15 protein-coding genes and 1 tRNA gene are annotated in these 23,319 nt (G+C 70.0%); 13 read left to right on the top strand and 3 right to left on the bottom strand.

Going from position 1 to position 23,319, the window contains the following annotated elements:
- Positions 1 to 8 precede the first annotated feature (8 nt).
- From lgt to pyk, 7 genes are all read left to right on the top strand, one after another.
- Complete coding sequence (lgt, locus tag BJ992_RS19425) at positions 9 to 1,205, top strand: prolipoprotein diacylglyceryl transferase (protein WP_184983005.1); 1,197 nt, start codon at positions 9 to 11, stop codon at positions 1,203 to 1,205.
- Between the two features lie 100 nt (positions 1,206 to 1,305).
- Entirely contained in the window at positions 1,306 to 2,046 is a 741-nt protein-coding gene (locus tag BJ992_RS19420) for a hypothetical protein (protein ID WP_184983003.1), read from the top strand.
- A 29-nt stretch (positions 2,047 to 2,075) separates the two neighbouring features.
- On the top strand, positions 2,076 to 2,729 hold the full coding sequence (locus tag BJ992_RS19415; RefSeq protein ID WP_184983001.1) for a hypothetical protein: 654 nt from the start codon (positions 2,076 to 2,078) through the stop codon (positions 2,727 to 2,729).
- A gap of 272 nt (positions 2,730 to 3,001) precedes the next feature.
- Entirely contained in the window at positions 3,002 to 7,516 is a 4,515-nt protein-coding gene (gene gltB, locus BJ992_RS19410; protein WP_184982999.1) for a glutamate synthase large subunit, read from the top strand.
- Between the two features lie 16 nt (positions 7,517 to 7,532).
- Positions 7,533 to 9,017: a glutamate synthase subunit beta gene (locus tag BJ992_RS19405; RefSeq protein WP_184982997.1), complete on the top strand. Its 1,485-nt coding sequence runs from the start codon at positions 7,533 to 7,535 to the stop codon at positions 9,015 to 9,017.
- 160 nt (positions 9,018 to 9,177) lie between these two features.
- The gene (locus BJ992_RS19400) at positions 9,178 to 10,929 is read left to right on the top strand and encodes a S8 family peptidase (protein WP_184982995.1); all 1,752 of its coding nucleotides are present in this window, start codon (positions 9,178 to 9,180) and stop codon (positions 10,927 to 10,929) included.
- A 317-nt stretch (positions 10,930 to 11,246) separates the two neighbouring features.
- Positions 11,247 to 12,680, top strand: a complete 1,434-nt coding sequence (gene pyk / locus BJ992_RS19395) for a pyruvate kinase (protein WP_184982993.1) — start codon at positions 11,247 to 11,249, stop codon at positions 12,678 to 12,680.
- A gap of 58 nt (positions 12,681 to 12,738) precedes the next feature.
- Here pyk and BJ992_RS19390 read toward each other — a convergent pair.
- Positions 12,739 to 12,814 (bottom strand) — tRNA-Leu (locus BJ992_RS19390).
- 49 nt (positions 12,815 to 12,863) lie between these two features.
- Between BJ992_RS19390 and BJ992_RS19385 the strand changes: the two genes are divergently transcribed.
- The 6 genes from BJ992_RS19385 (at position 12,864) to BJ992_RS19360 (ending at position 18,671) form a co-directional block, all read left to right on the top strand.
- On the top strand, positions 12,864 to 13,454 hold the full coding sequence (locus tag BJ992_RS19385; protein ID WP_343072756.1) for an ANTAR domain-containing response regulator: 591 nt from the start codon (positions 12,864 to 12,866) through the stop codon (positions 13,452 to 13,454).
- Between the two features lie 337 nt (positions 13,455 to 13,791).
- Complete coding sequence (locus BJ992_RS19380) at positions 13,792 to 14,988, top strand: branched-chain amino acid ABC transporter substrate-binding protein (protein WP_184982989.1); 1,197 nt, start codon at positions 13,792 to 13,794, stop codon at positions 14,986 to 14,988.
- A 93-nt stretch (positions 14,989 to 15,081) separates the two neighbouring features.
- Positions 15,082 to 16,050, top strand: a complete 969-nt coding sequence (locus tag BJ992_RS19375; protein WP_184982987.1) for an ABC transporter permease subunit — start codon at positions 15,082 to 15,084, stop codon at positions 16,048 to 16,050.
- A complete protein-coding gene (locus tag BJ992_RS19370) occupies positions 16,047 to 17,186 on the top strand; it encodes a branched-chain amino acid ABC transporter permease (protein ID WP_184982985.1) in 1,140 nt (379 codons plus the stop codon). The genes BJ992_RS19375 and BJ992_RS19370 overlap by 4 nt, the downstream gene beginning before the upstream one ends.
- Positions 17,183 to 17,965 (top strand): ABC transporter ATP-binding protein, encoded by a 783-nt coding sequence (locus BJ992_RS19365; RefSeq protein WP_184982983.1) that lies wholly within the window; start codon positions 17,183 to 17,185, stop codon positions 17,963 to 17,965. Before BJ992_RS19370 ends, BJ992_RS19365 begins: the two co-directional genes overlap by 4 nt.
- A complete protein-coding gene (locus BJ992_RS19360; protein WP_184982981.1) occupies positions 17,955 to 18,671 on the top strand; it encodes an ABC transporter ATP-binding protein in 717 nt (238 codons plus the stop codon). Before BJ992_RS19365 ends, BJ992_RS19360 begins: the two co-directional genes overlap by 11 nt.
- Before the next feature lie 158 nt (positions 18,672 to 18,829).
- On the opposite strand, the gene BJ992_RS19355 is transcribed toward BJ992_RS19360, so the two are convergent.
- Positions 18,830 to 22,162 (bottom strand): ATP-binding protein, encoded by a 3,333-nt coding sequence (locus BJ992_RS19355; RefSeq protein ID WP_184982980.1) that lies wholly within the window; start codon positions 22,160 to 22,162, stop codon positions 18,830 to 18,832.
- Between the two features lie 191 nt (positions 22,163 to 22,353).
- Positions 22,354 to 23,292, bottom strand: a complete 939-nt coding sequence (locus BJ992_RS19350) for a hypothetical protein (RefSeq protein ID WP_184982978.1) — start codon at positions 23,290 to 23,292, stop codon at positions 22,354 to 22,356.
- Positions 23,293 to 23,319 lie beyond the last annotated feature (27 nt).

The raw sequence follows: 23,319 nt of genomic DNA, 5'->3' as shown, positions 1-23,319 counted from the left end.
CACCTGACATGCCCCTGGCCTCCATTCCCAGCCCGCCTGAAGGGGTCTGGTACCTCGGACCGATCCCTCTGCGGGCCTACGCTCTTTGCATCGTGCTCGGCGTCATCGTCGCCGTCTGGATGGGCGAGCGCCGCTGGCGTGCCCGCGGCGGTGTGCCGGGCACCATCACCGACCTCGCCGTCTGGGCCGTGCCGTTCGGCCTGGTCGGCGGCCGGCTCTACCACGTCATCACCGACTGGCAGCTCTACTTCGGGCCTGACGCACCCAACCGGCCGATCGACGCCTTGTACATCTGGCACGGCGGCCTCGGCATCTGGGGTGCCATCGCGCTCGGCGCCGTCGGGGTGTGGATCGCCTGCCGCCGCCGCGGCCTGTCGCTGTCCGCCGTGGCCGACGTCTGCGCTCCCGGTATCGCCGTGGCCCAGGGCATCGGCCGGCTCGGAAACTACTTCAACCAGGAGCTCTTCGGCGGGCCCACCACCCTGCCGTGGGGCCTGGAGATCGAACCCGGCCGGCCCGGCACCGTCCCCGGCGTGGCCACCTACCACCCGGCGTTCCTGTACGAGTTGCTGTGGGACTTCGCGCTCGCCGGCGTTCTCATCTGGATCGGCAGCCGGTTCGCCATCAGGCACGGCCGCCTGTTCGCGCTGTACGTCGCGGGCTACACGCTCGGCCGGTTCTGGATCGAGGGCCTGCGGGTGGACCCGGCCCACGAGATCCTCGGCCTGCGCCTCAACCAGTGGACGTCCATCGTCATCTTCATCGGCGCACTGGTGTACTTCTACCTCACCAGAACCAAGGACACCCCGGAGATCATCGTCCCCGAGGCCGGCCCGGGTGAGGACACCCCCGACCAGGCCCACGGCGCCGACCAGGCCGACGCCGACGAGATCGAGCAGGTCAGGCTCGCCACCGCCGACGCCGAGTCGCCGCCTGCCACCGAGGGGGACGACACCCCGGAGGACGGCCCATCCGCGGCCGTCGGCACGGTGACCGCCGGTTCCACCTCTCCGGCCGACGGTGCGGACGCCACGGCCTCGGCGCAGGCCACGGACGGTGGTGCCGCGGCGGAGGTCCCCGCCAAGCCCGTGGCCGTCCCGGTGTCCGGGGACGGCGAGGCCGCCGATCCGGCGCATCCGGCCGACCAGGCGGACGCCGGTGAGGTCGCGGCGCGTGCGGCGGGCCCGGAGGCGGGTGGCCGATGACGCGGGGTGACGCCGGGAGTGCCGGCGTTCTGTGAGCACGCGGAGTAAAAAGCGTAAATCCTCGTTCGAGGTCCCCGCTCTGTCGGAGCGGGGACTGAGCGTGGGCCAGCAGCGCCTTCTGACGGCGGTCGGGGTGGTGCTCGCGGTGCTGATCGGCGGCGCGGGCCTGACGTACGTGGTGAGCCGGGTCGGCGTGCACGAACCGCCGGTCGAGCAGGGTGGTTCCGCCGCCGACATCGGCCTGCCGCACCCCGAGGAGTACCAGGCGTGGCCGTCGCCGGCGCTGTTCGGCCCGATCGCCGACCGCGCGGCCGACCGCACGCCGCTGCGCGCCGAAGAGGTCTTCGCCGTGCGCACCGTCAAGAGCGACAAGCTCACCCTGAAGCTCCTGAACCGCCGCCTGGACGACTGCGCACCCGCCATGTGGGGCGGCAGCGCGCTCGCGAGCCTCGCCGGGACGGGCTGCACCCAGGCGGTCCGCGGTCTCTACCTCAGCGCCGACCGCCGGTACGTCGCGCAGTACACGTTGTTCAACATGGCGGACGCCAAGAAGGCCGCGGAATTCGTGCAGCACATGGCGACGCTCTACCGAGGTGGGGGCTGGGTGCGCGCGCTGGAGTCGGACGCCGCGACGTTCGCCGTGGACGGCTACGCCGAAGGCAGCGGCTACGCGATGGGGCACTACGCCGGTTTCGTCTGGGTGGCCCGGGCCGACGGCCAGGAGCCGACGGTCAAGGACGATTTCGTGTCCCTGACCCTCGCGGCCCGCGCGGCCGAGAAGGTCGTCTACCGGCGTGTGGTCGCCGTGACCGGCCCGTCCCCTGCTCCGGCGGCCGGATAAGGACGGTCGCCGGTGACAGGGGGAAGCCGGTGAGCCGGCTGTGGGTCGTCGTGGCCGCTGTGGTGGTGCTGGCCGGCGGCGGGGTGGCGGCGTTCGTGCTGACCAGGCCGGAGACCGGGCCGAGCCCGGCGGTGTACCGGGGGGAGCCGACGTCCGCGCTGTACGAGCCCATCGCGACCCGTGCGGCCGGCTCCCGGCCGCTGACCGTGCAGGAGGTGTTCACCACTGAGGAGGTGCGCGCCGAGGGGGTCACTATGGCGCGCCGCGGCACGGAGGCGTCGGACGACTGCGGGAGCGCGCTGTGGGGGAGTGGCGTCGCGGAGGCGGCCTCGGGGTGCGCGCGGGTGGTGCGCGCGGGGTACGAGAGCGGCGACGGCCGGGTGTGCGGGCAGTACGCGGTGTTCGACCTGCCGGACGGGGCGGCGGCCGACCGCCTGGTCGCGGCGCTCGAGCCGGCGCGGCGCGGCGGCTTCCTGCGTCCCGCACCCGGCCCGGCGTGTCTCGACGCGGCGCACAGCCGTGCGCAGGCCCGCGCTCTCGGCCATTTCGTGGTCGTCAACTGGGTGGGTGCCGCGACGGGGGCCGGTGAGGTGGATCTGGCGTTCCCGCAGCTCGCCCTGGAGTCGCTGGCCGGTTTCGCGCAGCGCCGGGTGCTGGAGGCGGCCGACGGCGCGGGTCCTTGACCGACAATCGACCGAATTATTGAGGGTTAAGCACCAAGCACGGTGGAATAACGTTCATCCGGGGTTCGTTCCATAGTGCGGCCGGGGACGCATGATGGGGCCACCAGGGCGCCCATCCAGTGGTGAATGTTCGCGATTCCCCCCTGGCGGGCACTATTCCGGCAGGGTGCGGTAGTCTCTACACACCTCATACAGCAGCAGGGCCAACGTCGTCCCTCTTGCCTGCACTCGCCATTCCAGACGAAGCAGACGAAGACGACGGGAGGGATTCAATGCCTGCTGCCCGCCTCGGTCTCCCCGAGCCTCAGGGCCTGTATCACCCCTCGCAGGAGCACGACTCCTGCGGTGTCGCGATGGTGGCCGACGTCCAGGGACGCCGCAGCCATGACATCGTGGCCAAGGCACTGACGGCCCTGTGCAACCTCGACCACCGGGGGGCCAAGGGTAGCGAGCCGGACACCGGGGACGGTGCCGGCATCCTCACGCAAATACCGGACGCGTTCCTGCGCGAGAGCGTGCCCTTCACCCTGCCGCCGGCCGGTTCGTACGCCGCCGGCATCGCGTTCCTCCCCATGGACGCCGAGGCCCGCGCCGTCGGCGTCGGCATGATCGAGGAGATCGCCGGCGAGGAGGGCCTCACGGTCCTCGGCTGGCGTGAGGTCCCGATCGACACCGCGCACGCCGGTCCGAGCGCGCGCGCCGTCATGCCGTCGTTCCACCAGCTGTTCGTGTCCTCGCCGGGTGGCGAGACCGGCCTCGACCTGGACCGCCTGGTCTTCTGCCTGCGCAAGCGCGCCGAGCACGAGGTGGATGTCTACTTCCCCTCGCTGTCGAGCAGGACCATCGTCTACAAGGGCATGCTGACGACGCCGCAGCTGGAGCCGTTCTTCCCCGACCTGTCGGACGAGCGGTTCACCAGCGCCATCGCGCTGGTCCACTCGCGTTTCTCCACCAACACCTTCCCGTCGTGGCCGCTGGCGCACCCGTACCGGTACGTCGCGCACAACGGTGAGATCAACACGGTCAAGGGCAACCGCAACTGGATGCGGGCCCGCGAGGCCATGCTGGACACCGACCTGATCCCCGGTGACCTCGACCGGCTGTTCCCCATCTGCGACCCCGACGCCTCCGACACCGCGTCCTTCGACGAGTGCCTGGAGCTGCTGCACCTCGGCGGCCGTTCCCTGCCGCACGCGGTGCTGATGATGATCCCCGAGGCGTGGGAGAACCACGCCGAGATGGACCCGGCGCGGCGCGCGTTCTACGAGTACCACTCCACCTCGATGGAGGCCTGGGACGGCCCGGCGTCCATCACGTTCAGCGACGGCACCCTGGTCGGCGCGGTGCTGGACCGCAACGGCCTGCGTCCCGGCCGGTTCTACGTGACCGTGGACGGCCTGGTCGTGCTGGCCTCCGAGGCCGGCGTGCTCGACATCGAGCCGTCCAAGGTGATCCGCAAGGGCCGCCTGCAGCCCGGCAAGATGTTCCTGGTCGACACCTCGCGTGGCACGATCATCGAGGACGACGAGGTCAAGGCCGAGTTGGCCGCCGAGCACCCGTACGGCGAGTGGCTGCACGCGGGCCTGGTGCGCTTCGAGGAACTCCCCGAGCGCGACCGTCCCATCGTCACCCACGAGGCGCTGGTCAAGCGGCAGCAGACCTTCGGCTACACCGAGGAGGAGCTGCGGATCATCCTCGCGCCGATGGCGAAGGCCGGTGCCGAGCCGATCGGCTCCATGGGCACCGACTCGCCGGTCGCCGTGCTGAGCGACAAGCCACGGTTGCTGTTCGACTACTTCAGCCAGCTGTTCGCGCAGGTCACCAACCCGCCGCTGGACGCGATCCGCGAGGAGCTCGTCACCTCGCTGCAGACGACGATCGGCCCCGAGGGCAACCTGCTGGCCCCCGGCCCGGCGTCCTGCCGGCGGCTCGTGCTGCCGTACCCGGTGATCGACAACGCCGAGCTCGCCAAGATCATCCACATCAACGACGAAGGCGCGCTCCCCGGCTTCCAGCCGCACGTCGTCTCCGGCCTGTACGAGGTCGCGAGCGGCGGCGAAGGGCTGCTGCGGCGTCTTGAGGAGATCTGCACGGAGGTGTCGCAGGCCATCAGGGACGGCGCGCGCATCATCGTGCTCAGCGACCGCGGCTCCGACTCCCGCATGGCTCCCATCCCGTCGCTGATGCTCACCGGCGCGGTGCACCACCACTTGATCCACGAGAAGTCCCGCACCCGCGTGGGCCTGGTCGTGGAGACCGGCGAGGCCCGCGAGTGCCATCACATGGCGCTGCTCATCGGGTACGGCGCCTCCGCGGTCAACCCGTACCTCGCCATCGAGACCGTCGAGGACATGACGGCCAGAGGCGAACTGAGCCTGCCGCCGCGCACCGCGGTGCGCAACCTCATCAAGGCGTACGGCAAGGGTGTCCTGAAGGTCATGTCCAAGATGGGTGTGTCGACGGTGGCGTCGTACACCGGCGCGCAGATCTTCGAGGCGCTCGGCCTCGGCCAGGACGTCATCGACGCCTGTTTCTCCGGCACCACCTCGCGGCTCGGCGGCGTCGGCTTCGACGTGCTCGCCGAGGAGGCGCGGCTGCGGCACCTGCGCGCGTACCCGAGGGCCGAGAACGCGCACCGCCGGCTGGACGTCGGCGGTGAGTACCAGTGGCGCCGCGAGGGTGAGCCGCACCTGTTCAACCCCGAGACGGTGTTCCGTCTGCAGCACGCCACCCGCACCCGCAGGTACGAGATCTTCAAGCAGTACACCGGCCTGGTGGACGGCCAGTCGGAGAAGCTCATGACCTTGCGCGGCCTGTTCCGGCTGCGTGAGGGGGTGCGGCCGCCGGTGCCGATCGACGAGGTCGAGCCGGTCTCCGAGATCGTCAAGCGGTTCTCCACCGGCGCCATGTCGTACGGGTCGATCTCCCGCGAGGCCCACGAGACCCTCGCCGTGGCGATGAACCGCCTCGGCGGCAAGTCCAACACCGGCGAAGGCGGCGAGGACCCCGACCGGCTGCACGACCCGGTGCGGCGCAGCGCGGTCAAGCAGGTCGCCTCCGGCCGGTTCGGCGTGACCAGCGAGTACCTCGTCAACGCCGACGACCTGCAGATCAAGATGGCGCAGGGTGCCAAGCCCGGCGAGGGCGGCCAGCTCCCCGGCCACAAGGTGTACCCGTGGATCGCCAAGACCCGGCACTCCACCCCCGGCGTCGGCCTCATCTCGCCGCCGCCGCACCACGACATCTACTCGATCGAGGACCTGGCCCAGCTCATCCACGACCTGAAGAACTCCAACCCTCAGGCGCGTGTGCACGTCAAGCTGGTCGCCGAGGTCGGGGTCGGCACCGTGGCCGCCGGTGTCAGCAAGGCCCACGCCGACGTCGTGCTGATCTCCGGCCACGACGGCGGCACCGGCGCCTCGCCGCTCACCTCGATCAAGCACGCGGGTGCGCCGTGGGAGCTCGGTCTCGCCGAGACCCAGCAGACCCTGCTGCTGAACGGCCTGCGCGACCGCATCGTGGTGCAGGCCGACGGCCAGCTCAAGACCGGCCGTGACGTGGTCATCGCCGCGCTGCTCGGCGCCGAGGAGTTCGGTTTCGCGACCGCGCCGCTGGTGGTGTCCGGCTGCGTCATGATGCGGGTCTGTCACCTCGACACCTGTCCGGTCGGCGTGGCCACGCAGAACCCCGAGCTGCGCAAGCGGTTCGCCGGCAAGCCCGAGTTCGTGGTCAACTTCTTCGAGTTCGTCGCCGAGGAGGTCCGCGAGTACCTCGCGGCGCTCGGCTTCCGCTCGATCGAGGAGGCCGTCGGCCACGCCGAGTTCCTCGACACCACGGCCGCCGAGGAGCACTGGAAGGCGGCCGGCCTGGACCTGTCGCCGATCCTGCACATGCCGTCCCTTCCCGAGGGCACCCCGCTGCACCGCACGGTCGCGCAGGATCACGGCCTGGACAAGGCGCTGGACAACACGCTGATCCAGCTCGCCGAGGGTGCGCTGAAGTACGGTGACCGGGTGACGCTGGACCTGCCGATCCGCAACGTCAACCGCACGGTCGGCACCATGCTCGGCCACCAGGTGACCAAGCGGTACGGCGGCGCCGGCCTGCCGGACAACACGATCGACGTGACGTTCACCGGTTCGGCGGGCAACTCCTTCGGCGCGTTCCTGCCGAAGGGGGTCACCCTGCGGCTCACCGGCGACGCCAACGACTACCTCGCCAAGGGCCTGTCCGGTGGCCGGGTCACGGTGCGGCCGCACCCCGACGCGCCGTTCAGCGCCGAGACGCAGGTCATCGCCGGCAACGTCGGCCTGTACGGCGCCACGTCCGGCGAGGTGTTCGTCCGCGGCGTGATGGGTGAGCGGTTCTGCGTGCGCAACTCCGGCGCCACCGCCGTGGTGGAGGGTGTCGGCGACCACGGCTGCGAGTACATGACCGGTGGCCGGGTCGTCGTGCTCGGCACGACGGGACGCAACTTCGCGGCCGGCATGTCCGGCGGCATCGCGTACGTGCTGGACCTGGACCCGGTGCGGGTGAACCGCGAGATGGTCGCCGTCGAGGAGCTCACCGAACAGGACTCGGAGTTCCTGCGCGACATCGTGGAACGCCACCTGGCCGAGACGGGCTCCACCGTCGCCAAGGCGCTGCTGGACGACTGGGACGGCACACTGGTGCGGTTCGGCAAGATTATGCCGACCGACTACAAGAGGGTGCTCAAGGCCGCCGCCGTGGCGCGCGCCGAGGGCAGGGACATCGACGAGGCGGTCATGGCCGCCTCCAACGGCTGACGAGGGAGGTACACCGATGGCCGACCCCAAGGGTTTCCTGGCGCACCCGCGCGAGCTGCCGGCGCGCCGCCCGGTCGACGTCCGCATCCGCGACTGGCGTGAGGTCTACGAGGACTTCCCCGCACCCGCGCTCAACCGGCAGGCGGCACGCTGCATGGACTGCGGCATCCCGTTCTGTCACAACGGCTGTCCGCTCGGGAACCTCATCCCCGAGTGGAACGACCTCGTGTACCGGGACGACTGGGCCGAGGCGATCGAGCGGCTCCACGCCACCAACAACTTCCCCGAGTTCACCGGCCGCCTGTGCCCCGCGCCGTGCGAGTCGGCGTGCGTGCTCGGCATCAACTCCGACCCCGTGGCGATCAAGCGGGTCGAGGTCGAGATCATCGACCGGGCCTTCGCCGAGGGCTGGGTGACCCCGCGTCCGCCGGCCGTGCGCACCGGCAAGCGGGTCGCCGTCGTCGGCTCGGGGCCCGCGGGTCTCGCCGCCGCGCAGCAGCTCACCCGGGCCGGGTACGACGTGGTGGTGTTCGAGCGCGCCGACCGTGCCGGGGGGTTGCTGCGGTACGGCATTCCCGAGTTCAAGATGGAGAAGCGCCACGTGGACCGGCGCCTCGACCAGATGCGCGCCGAGGGCACCGAGTTCCGTACCGGCGTGAACGTCGGCGTGGACGTCACGGCGGCGCGGCTGCGTGAGGAGTTCGACGCGGTCGTGCTGGCCGGCGGCGCCACGGCGTGGCGTGACCTGCCGGTGCCGGGCCGCGAGTACCACGGCATCTACCAGGCCATGGAGTACCTGCCGCTGGCCAACAAGGTTCAGCAGGGCGACATGGCCGACTCGCCGGTGTCGGCCGAGGGCAAGCACGTGGTGGTGATCGGCGGCGGTGACACCGGCGCCGACTGCATCGGCACCGCGGTGCGCCAGGGTGCGGCCTCCATCACGCAGCTGGAGATCATGCCGAAGCCGCCGGGCCTGCGGCCGGACGCGCAGCCGTGGCCGACGTACCCGATGCTGTTCAAGACCGAGAGCGCGCACGAGGAGCTCGAGGCGGGTCTCGGCGACCGGGTGTACGCGGTGTCGACCACCGGGTTCGTCGCCGACGACGAGGGCCGGGTGCGCGCGCTGAGGCTCGTGGACGTGGAGGGCCCGGCCGCCGGGTTCGCGCCGGTGCCGGGCAGCGAGCGGGAGATCCCCGCCGAGCTGGTCACTCTGGCCATGGGCTTCCTCGGACCGGAGAAGGGCCCGCTGCTGAACGACCTGGCGGCGCAGTCGGCCGACCCGGAGACGTTCTTCGACGCGCGCGGCAACGTCGTACGCGACAAGTCGTACATGTCCGGCGTGCCGGGTGTGTTCGTCGCCGGTGACATGGGCCGCGGCCAGTCGCTCATCGTGTGGGCCATCGCGGAGGGCCGGTCGGCCGCCGCCGGGGTGGACCGCTACCTCACCGGCCAGAGCGCGCTCCCCGTCGCCATCCCGCCGACGGCGCGTCCGCTGGTCTGATCAGGAACTTACTCGGCGTTCGGTCGTTTATCGCATGGCTTGTCACGACACATGTGTATAAAGGACCGGACGCCGGAGGATTCTTGCCTGACTTGCTTTGATCCTCGTTCCGAAGAATGATGCTTCCTCGACCAAGATCGAGGAATTGAGGAGAGGGTCGATGCTGCGGGGGTACAGGCGCGCCGTGCGCGCCGCCGTTCCGATCGTGACGGCGGGTGCGCTGATCGCAGGCGCGGTGACACCAGGCTCCGGGATCATCGCGTCCCCGGCGTCGAGCACCGACGTCGAGCAGGGGGCCACGGCTCCGGAGACCGGCGACTACCTGGTCTTCTACGCGCCGGGACGCCAAGGCGACGCGCTGCGTGCCGTCCAGGCCGGCGGAGGCGAGGTCACCGGCGCCGACCCGCGCCTCGGGTACGTCGTCGCGCGCGGCCCCGGTGCCGCGTTCGCCACGCGGGTCGGCGCCGACCCGTCCGTGGCAGGCGTCACCGCCAACCGCCGGGTCGGCTCGGCCGCCGCGCTGACCTCCGCGCAGCTCGCCGCCGCACCTGAGACGCTCCCCATCCTCCCCGCCGAGGTGTCCACGGGCACCGCGGCGACCGCCGCGGTGACGTCCACGGCCTTCGCCGCGTCCGCCGCCGGCGAGCCGATGGCCGGCCGCCAGTGGGACATGCGCATGATCGGCGCCACGCCGAGCGGCTCCTACGCCAAGGCGCGCGGTTCCAAGAAGGTGCTGGTCGGCATCATCGACACCGGCGTGGACGGCTCGCATCCCGACATCGCCGCCAACTTCGACCGGGCCCGCAGCCGCAACTTCGTGGTGGACCGGCCGCTCGACCCCAAAGGCAAGACCCTCGACGGCCCCTGCGAGTACAAAGGCTGCAAGGACCCCGCCGACGTGGACGACGACGGCCACGGCACCCACGTCGCCGGCACCATCGGCGCGCCGATCAACGGCATCGGCATGGCAGGCGTCGCGCCGGGGGTGAGCCTGGTCAACATCAGGGCCGGCATGGACTCGGGGTTCTTCTTCCTCAAGCCCGTGCTCGACGCGCTCACCTACGCAGGCGACGCCGGCATCGACGTGGTCAACATGAGCTTCTTCGTGGACCCGTGGACGTTCAACTGCACGAACAACCCCGCCGACTCGGCCGCCGAGCGGCAGCAGCAGGCCGGCATCATCACCGGCGTGCAGCGCGCGCTCGACTACGCCAGGGCACGCGGCGTCACGCTGATCAGCGCGCTCGGCAACGAGTCGACCGACCTCGGCCACCCCGTGACCGACGAGAGCAGCCCCGGCTACCCCGAAGGGTCCGAGCGGAAGCGCACCATCGACAACTCCTGCGTCAACGTGCCGGCCGAGTCCCGCGGCGTCATCTCGGTGTCCGCCGTCGGGCCGAGCAAGCGCAAGGCCTGGTACTCCGACTACGGCACCGAGCAGACCGACATCGCGGCCCCCGGCGGCGACCCCACCGACACCGGCACCGCGCTCAAGGGCGCGGCGCGCGAGATCCTCGGCCCGGCCCCCACCCGCGCGCTGAAGGCCCAGAAGCTGATCGACGCGTCCGGCAGGCCCAAGACCTCCGCGGTGCTGCGCGAGTGCCACCACGGCTCGTGCGCCTACTGGCAGTACCTGTCCGGCACCTCGATGGCCTCGCCGCACGCCGCGGGGGTCGCCGCGATCCTCGTCTCCCGCTTCGGCAAGCCCGGCAGAGGCGGCCTGACCCTCGCCCCCGCCAGGGTCGAGAAGCTGCTGTACGCCACCGCGACCCGCACCCCCTGTCCGGGGACCGGTTCCACACGCTACGCCGCCACCGAGGAGACCCACGTGTGCGCCGGCGGCCCCGCCAAGAACGGCTTCTACGGCCACGGCATCGTGAACGCCGGCCGTGCCGCCACCACCAAGGGCTGACGCGGCCACGAACCCGGCCCCCACCTGGGGCTGGCGCCACCCGGCCGGTGACGGCCGGGTGAACGGCCCGAGGCGGTCTGGGGGACCCGCCGCACCGCGGCCCCCGGGACGTTTATCCTGAGAGGCGCACGAAACGAACGCGGACCCGAGGCGCCTGACCGCACCGGCCGTCACCTGGTCCGCCGGCGTCCCCCACGGCAGCGCCGCCGCGCCAGGACGCCATCGGGAGGCGTCAGGGGATCAACCGGGGGTGTCCCGGCCGGTCGCCGGCCCCTTCCGCCTCCATCCAGTGGTCTGTACCAATTAGGGTAGGACTTGTGAGTCGTCGAGCGAAGATTGTCTGCACACTGGGGCCCGCCACCTCCTCCCCGGAGCGCCTGCGCGAACTGATCGCCGCGGGCATGGATGTCGCGCGGTTCAACCTCAGTCACGGGAGCCACGAGCTCCACAAAGAGGTACACGGACGGGTGAGGGAGGCCGCCGCCGAGCTCGGCAAGGGTGTCGGGGTCCTCGCCGACCTCCAGGGCCCCAAGATCCGGGTGGGCCGGTTCGCCGAGGGCCCGGTGCGGCTCGGATTCGGTGACGTCTTCACCATCACCACCGAGGACGTCCCCGGCGACCGCGACCTGGTGTCCACCACCTACGACGGGCTGCCGGGCGACGTGGGGCCCGGTGACCGCATCCTGGTCGACGACGGCCGCCTCGTGCTGGAGGCCACGGCCGTGGACGGGCCGCGGGTCGTCACCAAGGTCATCGTCGGCGGCATGATCTCCGACAACAAGGGGCTCAACCTCCCCGGCGCCGCGGTGTCGGCCCCCGCGCTCACCGAGAAGGACGAGGAAGACCTGCGCTGGGCCCTGCGCACCGGCTTCGACCTCATCGCGCTGTCGTTCGTGCGCAGCCCCGACGACGCCGCGCTGGTGCGCCAGATCATGGACGAGGAGGGTGTCCACCTGCCGCTGCTCGCCAAGATCGAGAAGCCGCAGGCCGTGGATCGCCTGGAGGAGATCGTCGACGCCTTCGACGGCATCATGGTGGCCCGCGGCGACCTCGGCGTGGAGCTGCCGCTGGAGCAGGTGCCGATCGTGCAGCGCCGCGCCATCGCGCTGTGCCGCGAGAAGGCCCACCCGGTGATCGTCGCCACCCAGATGCTCGACTCCATGATGGGGGCCCAGCGTCCGACGCGCGCCGAGGCCTCCGACGTCGCCTTCGCCGTCATGGACGGCGCCGACGCCGTCATGCTGTCCGGCGAGACGTCGGTCGGCAGCTACCCCATCGAGTCGGTGGCCACGATGGACCGCATCGCACTGGCCGCCGAGGCCGAGTACCTGCAGTCCACCCACACCTTCGACCGGATGCCTGAGACCACCGGCGGCGCCATCGCGCGCGCCGCCGCCGAGGTCGGCGCCATCGTCGGCGCGCGGGCCCTGTGCGCATACACGATGTCGGGGGAGACGGCGCGGCGCCTCGCGCGCTACCGTTCGCCGATCCCGCTGCTCGCCTTCACCTCCGCACCCGAGGTGCGCGGCCAGCTCGCGCTCACCTGGGGTGTCGAGACCTACGAGGTGCCGTTCGTGCACCACACCGACGACATGGTGCGCCAGGTCGAGTCGGCGCTGCTGTCGGCCGGCCGCTGCGAGAAGGGCGACAAGGTCGTCATCGTGGCGGGCTCACCTCCCGGCACCCACGGCTCCACCAACGCGCTGCGCGTGCACACCATCGGCTCGGCGGTGTCGTCCAGCAGCGTCTGAACGCCATCCTCACGACGACGGCCACCCGCGGGAGCTCCCGCCGGTGGCCGTTCTCGCGTGGTGCCCCGAGTGGGATTCGAACCCACACTTGATGGATTTTGAGGCCATTGACTCTGCCGTTGGTCTATCGGGGCGGTCGCCGCGCGTGTCCCTAATCTAGCGGACGTCGGTACTCTCTTGGTCGTGAGTACGCAGCGGCGAGTGGTGATCGCGGAAGACGAGGCCCTGATCCGCCTCGATTTGAAGGAGATGCTGGAAGAGGAGGGGTATGCCGTCGTCGGTGAGGCCGGTGACGGCGAGACGGCCGTCAAGCTGGCTCTGGAGCAGCGGCCCGACCTCGTCATCCTGGACGTCAAGATGCCGATCCTGGACGGCATCTCGGCGGCCGAGCGCATCGTGTCCGAGCGGGTGGCCCCCTGCCTGATCCTGACCGCGTTCTCCCAGCGCGACCTGGTGGAGCGGGCCAGGGACGCCGGTGCCATGGCCTACCTCGTCAAGCCGTTCACCAAGTCCGACCTGGTCCCGGCGATCGAGATGGCCGTCAGCAGGCACGAGGAGATCTCGGCGCTGGAGCGCGAGGTCACCACGCTCGGGGAGCGGCTGGAGACCCGCAAGCTCGTCGAGCGGGCCAAGGGCCTGCTGATGGCCCAGCACGGGTGGACCGAGCCGCAGGCGTTCCGGTGGATCCAGAAGGCGTCCATGGACCGCCGCATGAGCATGCGCCAGGTCGCGCAGGCCGTCGTCACCGAGGCCGGCCCCAAGGAGGGTTCCTGACCGCTCGGCGGCACGGCGTCCGCCGCGGCAGGAACGCCGTACCCGTCACCGGCTGACGACCGGCGAGGTTGACTGATCGGGGCCGCTGTCAGTCAGGACGGCCCCCGATCACAGGCCGATCTCGGCTTGCGTTCCCCCTTGCCCTCGATGTGACCTTTACTTTTCTGGTCGATCGCCGAAGAGGACCGGTGTGATAACGAAGCGGTAACGTGAGGTCTCTCTGTACCGACCTGTGACTTGAGCTGGGTGTAATGCCGTCAACAAACCCCGGCCGTACCCGGCCAGGGGGCTCTGTGGACCCGATCCCGACGCGGGATCAGGCGAAAGGAAGGCAACCTTGCGGCCCAAGATTGCTCGCCTCGGGGGCGTGCTCGCCGTCGGTGTGGCACTAACCGTTGGTCTCGCCGCCTGTGGTGGCGGCTCTGAGCCGGAGGCGGGCGGTGGTGGTTCCGCCGCCGCGCCGACCACGCTCAAGATCGGCTTCATGGGCGACCTGTCGGGTGAGAACTCCGGCATCGTCATTCCCCCGCGTAACGGCGCGCAGCTCGCCGTGGACGAGTACAACGCGACCAACCCCAAGGTCAAGATCGAGCTCGTTCCTTATGACAGCCGCGCCGACGCGAGCACCGCCGTCGCGCTGGCCCAGCAGGCGGTGAAGACCGACAAGGTCGTCGCCATGGTGGGTCCCGCTTTCTCCGGTGAGTCCAAGCAGGCCGTGCCGGTGCTGGAGGAGGCGAAGATCCCGAACATCTCCGCCTCGGCCACCAACGTCGACCTCGCCAAGAACGGCTGGAAGTACTGGCACCGCGTCGTCCCCAACGACGGCGTGCAGGGCCCGGCCATCGCCGACTTCATCGCCGGCCCCGTGGCCGCCAAGAACGTCTTCGTGATCGACGACAAGTCCGAGTACGGCCTCGGTCTCGCCGACGCGGTGCGCGCGCAGCTCAAGACCAAGGGTGCGACCGTCGGCAACGACGCGCTCGACCCCAACGCCGCCGACTACTCCTCGACGGTGAACAAGGTCGTGTCCGCCAAGCCGGACGCGGTGTTCTTCGGTGGCTACTACGCCGGCGCCGGCAAGCTGCTCAAGCAGCTCCGTGACAAGGGTGTGACCGCCAAGTTCTTCTCCGGCGACGGTTCGCTGGACAAGGGCATCATCGAAGGCGCCGGCCAGGAGCAGGCCGAGGGCGCGCTCATCGGCTGCCCCTGCCGCATCCCCACCCCGGACGAGACCGACGAGAAGGTCAAGAAGTTCGCCGCCGACTACAAGGCGAAGTTCGGCGCCGACCCGCTGATCTACGCGACCGAGGGCTACGACGCCATGACCGCCTTCACCAAGGCGATCGGCGCCGGCGCGACCACCCCGGACGCCATCAACGAGGCCATCGGCAAGTCCGACTTCGACGGCATCTCCAAGCACATCAGCTTCGACCCGACCGGCGAGCCGTCGGCCAAGTCGATCTACATCTACCAGGTTAAGGGCGGCCAGATCGGCCTCCTCGGCGACTCCACGACCGCCAAGCTCGAAGGCTGACGGGTCACCGGGCAGTAGTAAGAGGGGCGGGAACGCCGCGTGCGCTCCCGCCCCCGTCCGTGTCGCGTGAAGGCTCCCTGAAAGCGAAACCCTGTGTTCGATAACCTTCTCGGCTCGTTCTGGCCGTACACGATCGATGGCCTCATCGTGGGATCGATCTACGGCCTCGTCGCCTTGGGCTACACGATGGTCTACGGCGTGCTGCGACTGATCAACTTCGCTCACTCCGAGATCTTCATGATCGGCACCATGGCGTCCGCGTTCGTCATCATGACGCTCGGCATCACCCAGCCGCTGACCGGCTTCGCGCTCGTCGGCGCGTTGCTGCTCATGCTCCTGGCCGGCGGCGCGGCCTCCGCGGGGTCGGCGGTGCTGCTGGAACGCATCGCCTACCGTCCGCTGCGCAAGAAAGGCGCCTCGCGCCTCGCGGCCCTCATCTCCGCCATCGGCGCCTCCCTGTTCCTCCAGGAGCTCTTCGCGCTGGTGATCATCCCGAACGTCTTCAACCGTCCGCAGCAGGGCCGCAACCAGATGGGTGTGGCGCGGCTGATGGACAAGGACGTCCTGTTCACCATCGGCGGGGCACAGATCAGGGCCGACCAGATCCTGATCTTCGTGGCGGCGATCGGCATGATGCTCCTGCTCGACCAGCTGGTCAACCGCACCAAGATCGGCCGTGGCATCCGCGCCACCTCACAGGACCCCGAGACCGCGGTCCTGATGGGTGTGGACATCGACAAGATCGTGCGCATCACGTTCCTCATCGGCGGCCTGATGGCCGGCCTCGCGGGAGCGCTCTTCATATTGCAGTTCGAGATCACCAAGTTCTCCATCGGCTTCCTGCTCGGCATCAAGGCGTTCACCTCCGCCGTGCTGGGTGGCATCGGCAACCTACGCGGAGCCCTGGTCGGCGGCCTCTTCCTCGGGCTCATCGAGAACTACGGCGCCGCCATCTTCGGCTCGGGATGGAAGGATGTCATCGCGTTCTCGGTCCTCGTCCTTGTCCTGATGTTCCGGCCCACCGGCATCCTCGGTGAATCCCTTCAGCAGGCGCGCGCATGAACTCCACGATCACCAACGGCAGGAACGCCGTCTCCGCGTTCACCGAAGGCGTCCGCGACCGCTGGGCCGGTGCTCCCGGCTGGCAGCGCTGGACCGTCTACGTCCTCGTGTTCATCGGCGCGCTGCTGCTCCCCGCGGAGTCCGTCGGCCGCGTCATGTCGCCGTACAGCGACTGGGCCAGCGTGCTGTTCTTCCCCATCGGCACGTTCATCGTGCTGGCGATCGGCCTCAACGTCGTCGTCGGCCAGGCCGGCCTGCTCGACCTCGGGTACGTCGCGTTCTTCGCCATGGGTGGCTACTCCATGGCGCTGCTCGGCACCAAGCTCGGGCTGAACTTCTGGGAGATCATGGTCGTCGGCGTCCTGCTGTCGGCCGTCTCCGGGGTGATCCTCGGCGGCCCGACCCTGCGGCTACGCGGCGACTATCTGGCCATCGTGACGCTCGGCTTCGGTGAGATCGTCCGGCAGACCGCCGAGAACACCGACTTCATCGGCGGCCCCCGCGGCATCGCCGGCATCCCGCACCCGCCGAGCGTCGACGGCGTCGTCATCTTCGGTGTGGACGTCTTCCACTACGGGGTGCTCGACCCGCGGCCCTACTACTACCTGCTCGTGGTGGTGGCCACCGCCATCATCATCTTCGTGAAGCGGTGGGAGAAGAGCCGCGTCGGCCGCGCCTGGGCCGCGATCCGCGAGGACGAGGACGCCGCCGAGGTCATGGGTGTGCCGACCTTCAAGTTCAAGCTCCTCGCGTTCGCCATCGGCGCCTCCATCGGCGGGGCCATGGGGGTCGTCTGGGCCGGCAAGACCATCTCGATCAACCCGAACGACTTCATGTTCATGCTGTCGGCCACCATCCTCGCGGCGGTCGTCCTCGGCGGTTCCGGCAACGTCCCCGGCGTCATCCTCGGCGCGTTCCTCGTCGCCTGGCTGCCTGAGCGCTTCCGTGGCCTCTCGGAGTACCGCATCATGGTGTTCGGGGCCGCACTGGTCGCGCTGATGATCTTCCGGCCGGAGGGCCTGCTGCCGTCCCGGCGAAGAAAGGCCGAACTGGAGGAAGGCACAGGAGGCATGGGCAGCCTCGGCGCCGAAGTGGCCGGACCGGATTCCCACGCGGCGGAAGGAGCGGCGAAATGAGCGACCCGCGCGCGCTTCTGCGGCTGGAGAAGGTCAAGATGCAGTTCGGCGGTGTCGTCGCGCTGCGCGAGGTCGAGCTGACCGTCAACGAAGGCGAGATCTTCGCGCTGATCGGGCCGAACGGCGCAGGCAAGACCACGGTGTTCAACGTGGTCACCGGCGTGTATCGTCCGACGTCCGGCCAGGTCGTGTTCGACGGTGAGCGCATCGACGGCATGAAGCGCTACAAGGTCACCAAACGCGGCGTGGCCCGCACGTTCCAGAACATCCGGCTGTTCCACAACATGTCGGCCCTGGAGAACGTCATGGTCGGCGCCGACGCGCACCACCGCGCCGGCATGTTCAGCGCGGCGCTCGGCCTGCCGTGGCACCGCCACGAGGAACGCGACGGCCGGGCCCTGGCCCGCGAGCTGCTCGACTTCGTCGGCATCGGCAACCGCTGGGAGGAGACCGCCAAGAACCTCCCGTACGGTGACCAGCGCCGGCTGGAGATCGCTCGCGCGCTCGCCACCAAGCCGAAGCTGCTGCTGCTCGACGAGCCCGCCGCGGGTATGAACCCCGCGGAGAAGGAAGCCCTGCAGGGCCTCATCCGCAAGATCAGGGACGCCGGACGCACGGTGCTGCTGATCGAGCACGACATGGCGCTGGTCATGGGCATCAGCGACCGTATCGCCGTGCTCGACTTCGGCCAGAAGATCGCCGACGGCCTTCCCGCCGAGGTGCAGAACGACCCGCGGGTCATCGAGGCGTATCTGGGGGCTCCCGCCGATGCTTCTTGAAATCAGTGACATCCGCGTCCACTACGGCAAGATCGAGGCCATCAAAGGCGTGTCCCTGCACGTCGACGAGGGCGAGATCGTCACGCTCATCGGCGCCAACGGCGCAGGCAAGACCACGACCCTGAAGACCATCTCGGGTCTGCGTCCCCTGACCTCCGGCAGCGTCGTCTTCGACGGCCAGGACATCAGCAAGATGCCTGGCCACAAACGGGTCCTGGCCGGCATCGGCCAGTCCCCCGAGGGCCGCGGCGTGTTCCCCGGCATGACCGTCACAGAGAACCTGCTGATGGGTGCCTACACCCGCACCGGCGACCTCACCAAGGACCTCGACGAGGTCTTCGAGCTGTTCCCCCGCCTCGCCGAACGCCGCAACCAGGCCGGCGGCACCATGTCAGGCGGCGAACAGCAGATGGTCGCCATCGGCCGGGCCCTGATGAGCAAGCCGAAGGTCCTGCTCCTGGACGAGCCGTCCATGGGCCTGGCCCCCATGCTCGTCGCGCAGATCTTCTCGATCATCAAGGAGATCAACAACCGAGGCACCACGGTCCTGCTGGTCGAGCAGAACGCACAACAGGCCCTCCAACTGGCCCACCGCGCCTACGTCCTCGAAACCGGCCGAGTCGTCAAGTCCGCACCCGCCGCCGACCTCCTCAACGACCCCCAGGTCCGCGAGGCCTACCTCGGCGGCGAACTAGGCGCGCACTGACGGCATCCAACATATCGACCGCCTACCGGGACCCCGACCCCGTCAAGCGGTCGAACGTGCCACCACCCGGCCGGATTCGACCTCCGGCCAGGTGACGGCACGCTCTGGCCCGGCCGGGACGCGACCCCGGCCGGGCCGGTTCGTTCGCACTCGTGGCGCTACTGGCCGTGATCCGCGTGCAGGCCCAGAGCGTCGTCATTGTCACCGCAGGCAAGCTCGGCGAGAAAGCCGTCGGCGCGCGGCGCGAAGAGCAGGGCTCCGCGCTCCTGCGAAAGAGTGAGCGCTCGGCGTGCGGCGCGCTCGGCGGACGAGACATCACCTGCGGCGCGGAGCGCCTGCGCGCGGATGAGGACGACCAGGCCCTCCGCGTACCGTTCGCCGTACGTGTCGATGAACGTCTCGGCCCTGTCCAACGCCGTCATGGCGGCGGGGACGTCGCCGGCGCGAAGCCGGACCTCGGCGAGAAGCGCGTACCAGGTGGCCAGGTTCGATCGAGGCGGGTCGACCAGTGTCGTCTCGATGACGCGCTCCATCTCCGTGGCCGAGGCCACCGGGTCACCGCCGGACATGGCCGTCGCCCAGTGCCGCGCGAGCCGCGGATAACTGCCGGAGAACGTGAACGAGAAGTCCGGATCGGCGTCGATCGCCTTCTCGGCCACCCGCAGAGCCCAGGCGAAGTCTCCCGCGACGGCCGCCGCGGTGACCGCGAACGAGCCCCAGATGCTGATGGCGTAGGGATCGCCGTCGGCGTCGATCTCGACCACGTCGAAAAGGTGGCGCGCGGCGACCAGCTCGCCGTGCAGCGCGGTGTTCAGCGCCAGCATGACCGGGGTCATCATCTGCAGCCGGTGTCTCAGCGGCTCGGCGTCCCGCTCGGCGCGGATGAGCGCGTCGGACCTGCTCAGGTTCCGGTACGCCTCACCGACGTTGCCGGAACTCCACTGGTGGACTCCCCACGCGTGGTGGCCGGACGCCTTGACGACAGGGTCCGATGAGCGCTGACCATGATCCAGTAATCGCCGCGCGAGGTGTCCGGCGTCGTCGAGCCGGATGCCTTGAGCGTGCGCCAGAAACCGGGAGAAGAGGAAGCCGGTCGCCTCCCGTTCCCGGCCGAGCGACCGCGCGACCTCCTCGGCGCGGTCCAGATGGTCCATCGTGGCGCCGACGAAGCCGGCATGGACCCCCGCGACGGCGGTCAGCGCGGTGAGCGCGGTCAGCTCGAGTTCGAGCAGTCCGGCGCCGCGTGCGACCCGGGCCGCGCTGCCGAGGTGCTTCTCCGCGGCCTCGTAGGCCGATCGCCGCGCCGCGATGCGTGCCGCGGCGACGAGCGCCTGTGCCGTCTGCTCCGGCTCGGCGAGCGGGCCCGCCGAGCACAGGTGGTGGGCCAGTGCCTCACTGTGACGCTCCGCCGGTTCCCGGGCCTGCGCGAGCGCGTCCGCGATCCGCAGATGGAAGCGGCTCGCGTCCGACCTGGACGCCGAGCGGGCTACCGACTCGCGGACCAGATCGTGCACGAACCGCCAGTCCCCGGGGGAGCCGGAGCTCACCTCCACCAGGCCGAGCGCTTCCAGGGCCTCCAGGCGGGTGAGGCACTGCGACACGTCGATGCCGGACGCGCGCGCCAGCAGCCGGGTGTCGATGTCACGGCCCATCAGGGCCGCGATCTCGATGAGCCGGCGGTCCTCGTCGCCGAGAGCATCCATCCGGTCGCGGACGATGTCGCGGACCGTGGCCGGGATGGCGGCCCGGGCCGCCACCTGGTCGGACAGATGATTCTCCTCGGCGAGTAACCGCGCGAGCTCGCGCACGAACAGAGGGTTGCCTTCGGTGCGGGCCTGGATGCTCCGCGCGACGCCGGGACTCGGCGACCGTCCGGTCTCCTGGCGGACCAGCTCGGCGACATCCGACGGGCCGAGAGGACCAAGAGCGACGCGCCGGTGATGGTCCTGGCGCGCGACCGCCGCCAGCATGCGCCGCACATGAAGGCTCGGCGCCGGCGCATGGCCGCGCAAGGAGCCCATCAACGTGCTCTGCTCCGGAAGCGACTCGGCGAGGAGCGCGAACAGCTGAAGCGAAGCAGGGTCGGCCCAGTGAAGGTCGTCGACGACCACCACCAAGGGCCGGCGCGCGGCGGCCGCGCCGAACAGCGCGACGACGTTGCCGTACAGACGAAATCGCGCGCCGGCGTCCGGCCGGGCCAGAACCTCGGCATCCCGTGCCGGATGCAGCAGATCACCGAGCTCCGCGGTCCACTGCGCCTGCCGATCCTCCGGCAGCGCCGCGATCACGGCCTCGGCGATCTGGACCCAGGGCCACATCGACGGCGCGCCTTCGCCGTCATGGCATCGACCCCAGACCGTGAGGCCGCCGTTCGCGGCCACCTCGTCGGTGACCTCGGCGAGCAACCGGCTCTTACCCACACCTGGCGGACCCTCGACGATGATGATCCGCGCTCGGGACGAGCCGGCCGGGCCGACGGCATCGCGGAGCACGGCTAGCTCCTCCTGCCGTCCCACGAGACGGTCGGCCCGCCTGCCGGAGAGCTCGCGCGCTCCGCCGGCGGCGTGCGCGCCGTCCCCCGATCCCGGCGCGACCCGCGAACCCACGACGGGGACACGCGATGCCGGCTCGTCCGAGGCCTGCTGAAGAACATGCCGGTGCGCCGCACGAAGCGCAGGCCCCGGATCGATCCCCAACTCGTCCGCCAGCCGTGCCCGCACTGTGTCGAACACCGACAAGGCTTCCGCACGTTGCCCCGAAGCGGCCAGAGTGGTCATGAGCGTCGCCTGAACGGTCTCGTCGAACGGCGCGAGCCACGCGGCGAGGCGCAGCGGCTGCAGAATGCTCTCCGCGTGACCACGAGGCACGGTGAACCGAGCGGCCTCGACACAGGCGTCGAGCAGTTCACGGTTGACGGAGGCGAACAAAGGAGTGGCCGCCGCACTGAGAGTCAGCCCGTCCCCCGCGGCCCCCCGCCACCGCGCCAGCGCCTCCTTGTACGCCTCGGCCCCCTCCTCGAACCGCTCAGCGTCCCGCGCGGCACGCGCGAGCCCGAGCAGCCGGCGAAACTCGGTCAGGTCGAGCGCGACCCCGCTGTCGTCGAACTGGTAACCGTTGTTACGCCGATGGAGGTAGGTCCCGGAAGCCCGCGCCGGCAGATCCGGTTCCAGCAGCCGTCGCAACGCCCCGACATACTTCTGAACAAGGTTCAACGCCGACGCCGGCATCGCGTCGCCCCACACGAGATCGATGAGCTCGGAAGAACTCACCGGCCGCCCGGCACGCATCAACAGCACCGCCAGCAGATAGGCCTGCTGCCGCGGCCCGGTATCGACCTCGACACCGTCACGCCACACCCGTAGCGGACCGAGAACCTGAACGGCCAGCGAACCCCCGCCACCTTCCGGCCGGTCCACATGCGGGGCAGCGGGTCTGCTGGGCACCGGTTCGATCCCGGCGATTCGTCGGGAGGCAGCAGAGGCGTCGCGCATCGAGCCCACTTCTCAGACGAGGTGCGTGTCGAGAAAAGGCTACGCGTTGATCCCCGCCGTTCAACCAGGCCGGTGACACCATGTCATGCGGCGAACAGCCGCTGCTCGCCATCCACCCGGCCCCAATGAGCAGCCCCCGGCTCCTGGACGAGCCTTCCGAGACCCGCACGAGGCGCCTTGGCGACCAGGCTTCAGCCGAACAGATCCTCCGTGCCGGCGGCAGTGACAGCACGCCGGACCCATCCTTCGAGCTGATCGGTATCCGTGCAGGATGTGATGCGCCGCCGCTGTTCGTCGGTGACGGCGAGCCCACGTACCTCCAGCATCAACAGGATGGACTTGGCCTCCCCTTCGATCAGGCCCTCGGTCCGCCCCTCCTCCCGGCCCTCGGTCCGCCCCTCTTCCCGGCCCTCTTCCCGGCCCTCTACGCGTCCTTCTTCCCGGCCCTTGGCGCGGAGTTCGGAGACGTAGGTGTAGGTCTGTGTGGCCATGAGTGTCCTCCAGAGGTCGCGTGCTTGGCCTTCGCCGAGGCCGGATTCGGTGAACTCGGCCAGTTCGGCGGCTTCTCCTTTGTCGATGTGGTGAAGTGCTTGGGACAGTGTGTTCAGTATCGCATCCACGCTGGGTGACTTGGCGTGTACAACCGCGGACATGACGGTGAAGTTGATGTCCTCGATGGCTTGGGGGACGTCGGTGATGATGGGGATGTTGTCGGGGCCGAGGACGAGGGGGCGGACGGTCAGGGTGTGCCATTGGGGGAGGCCCACTACATAGGGTTGGCGGGCCCAGCGGGCGGTGGCGGCGGTGGGGCAGGTGACGATGAGCAGGACGTCGCACTGGTGGGTGTCGTGGAGGTGGGCCAGGTAGCGGGCCCAGCGGCGGCGTTTTTCCTCTGATCTATTGGTTTGTGCCTCGATGGCGGCGATGACCTGGCGGTCGGGGAGGTGGAGTTTGAGCAGGGTGTCGACCCAGCGGGGGACGGGGGTGAGGTCGGTGAGGTCGACATTCATGATCTCGACCTTGACCGTGTCGGGCAGGGGCATGGACAGTTCCTTCCTAAGGACGCGAGGCAGCAGGCCGGCGTCGCGTTGGAAGATCCTGTGCAGTGCCTCGTGCGTAGCAGCGGGCATGACGCAAAGTTATCGCATGGACACTGT

It is taken from the genome of Sphaerisporangium rubeum, from assembly GCF_014207705.1.
Lineage (GTDB): Bacteria > Actinomycetota > Actinomycetes > Streptosporangiales > Streptosporangiaceae > Sphaerisporangium > Sphaerisporangium rubeum.
Note: the sequence above shows the minus strand (reverse complement) of the source record. Positions and strands in the feature narration are given on the sequence as shown.

Bases quoted from the DNA above. Each gene is read 5' to 3' on its own strand.
- BJ992_RS19370 (WP_184982985.1), top strand. From the start codon at position 16,047: ATGAACTCCACGATCACCAACGGCAGGAACGCCGTCTCCGCGTTCACC.
- BJ992_RS19355 (WP_184982980.1), bottom strand. From the start codon at position 22,162: ATGCGCGACGCCTCTGCTGCCTCCCGACGAATCGCCGGGATCGAACCG.
- BJ992_RS19400 (WP_184982995.1), top strand. From the start codon at position 9,178: ATGCTGCGGGGGTACAGGCGCGCCGTGCGCGCCGCCGTTCCGATCGTG.
- lgt (WP_184983005.1), top strand. From the start codon at position 9: ATGCCCCTGGCCTCCATTCCCAGCCCGCCTGAAGGGGTCTGGTACCTC.
- BJ992_RS19405 (WP_184982997.1), top strand. From the start codon at position 7,533: ATGGCCGACCCCAAGGGTTTCCTGGCGCACCCGCGCGAGCTGCCGGCG.
- gltB (WP_184982999.1), top strand. From the start codon at position 3,002: ATGCCTGCTGCCCGCCTCGGTCTCCCCGAGCCTCAGGGCCTGTATCAC.
- BJ992_RS19365 (WP_184982983.1), top strand. From the start codon at position 17,183: ATGAGCGACCCGCGCGCGCTTCTGCGGCTGGAGAAGGTCAAGATGCAG.
- BJ992_RS19350 (WP_184982978.1), bottom strand. From the start codon at position 23,292: ATGCCCGCTGCTACGCACGAGGCACTGCACAGGATCTTCCAACGCGAC.
- BJ992_RS19360 (WP_184982981.1), top strand. From the start codon at position 17,955: ATGCTTCTTGAAATCAGTGACATCCGCGTCCACTACGGCAAGATCGAG.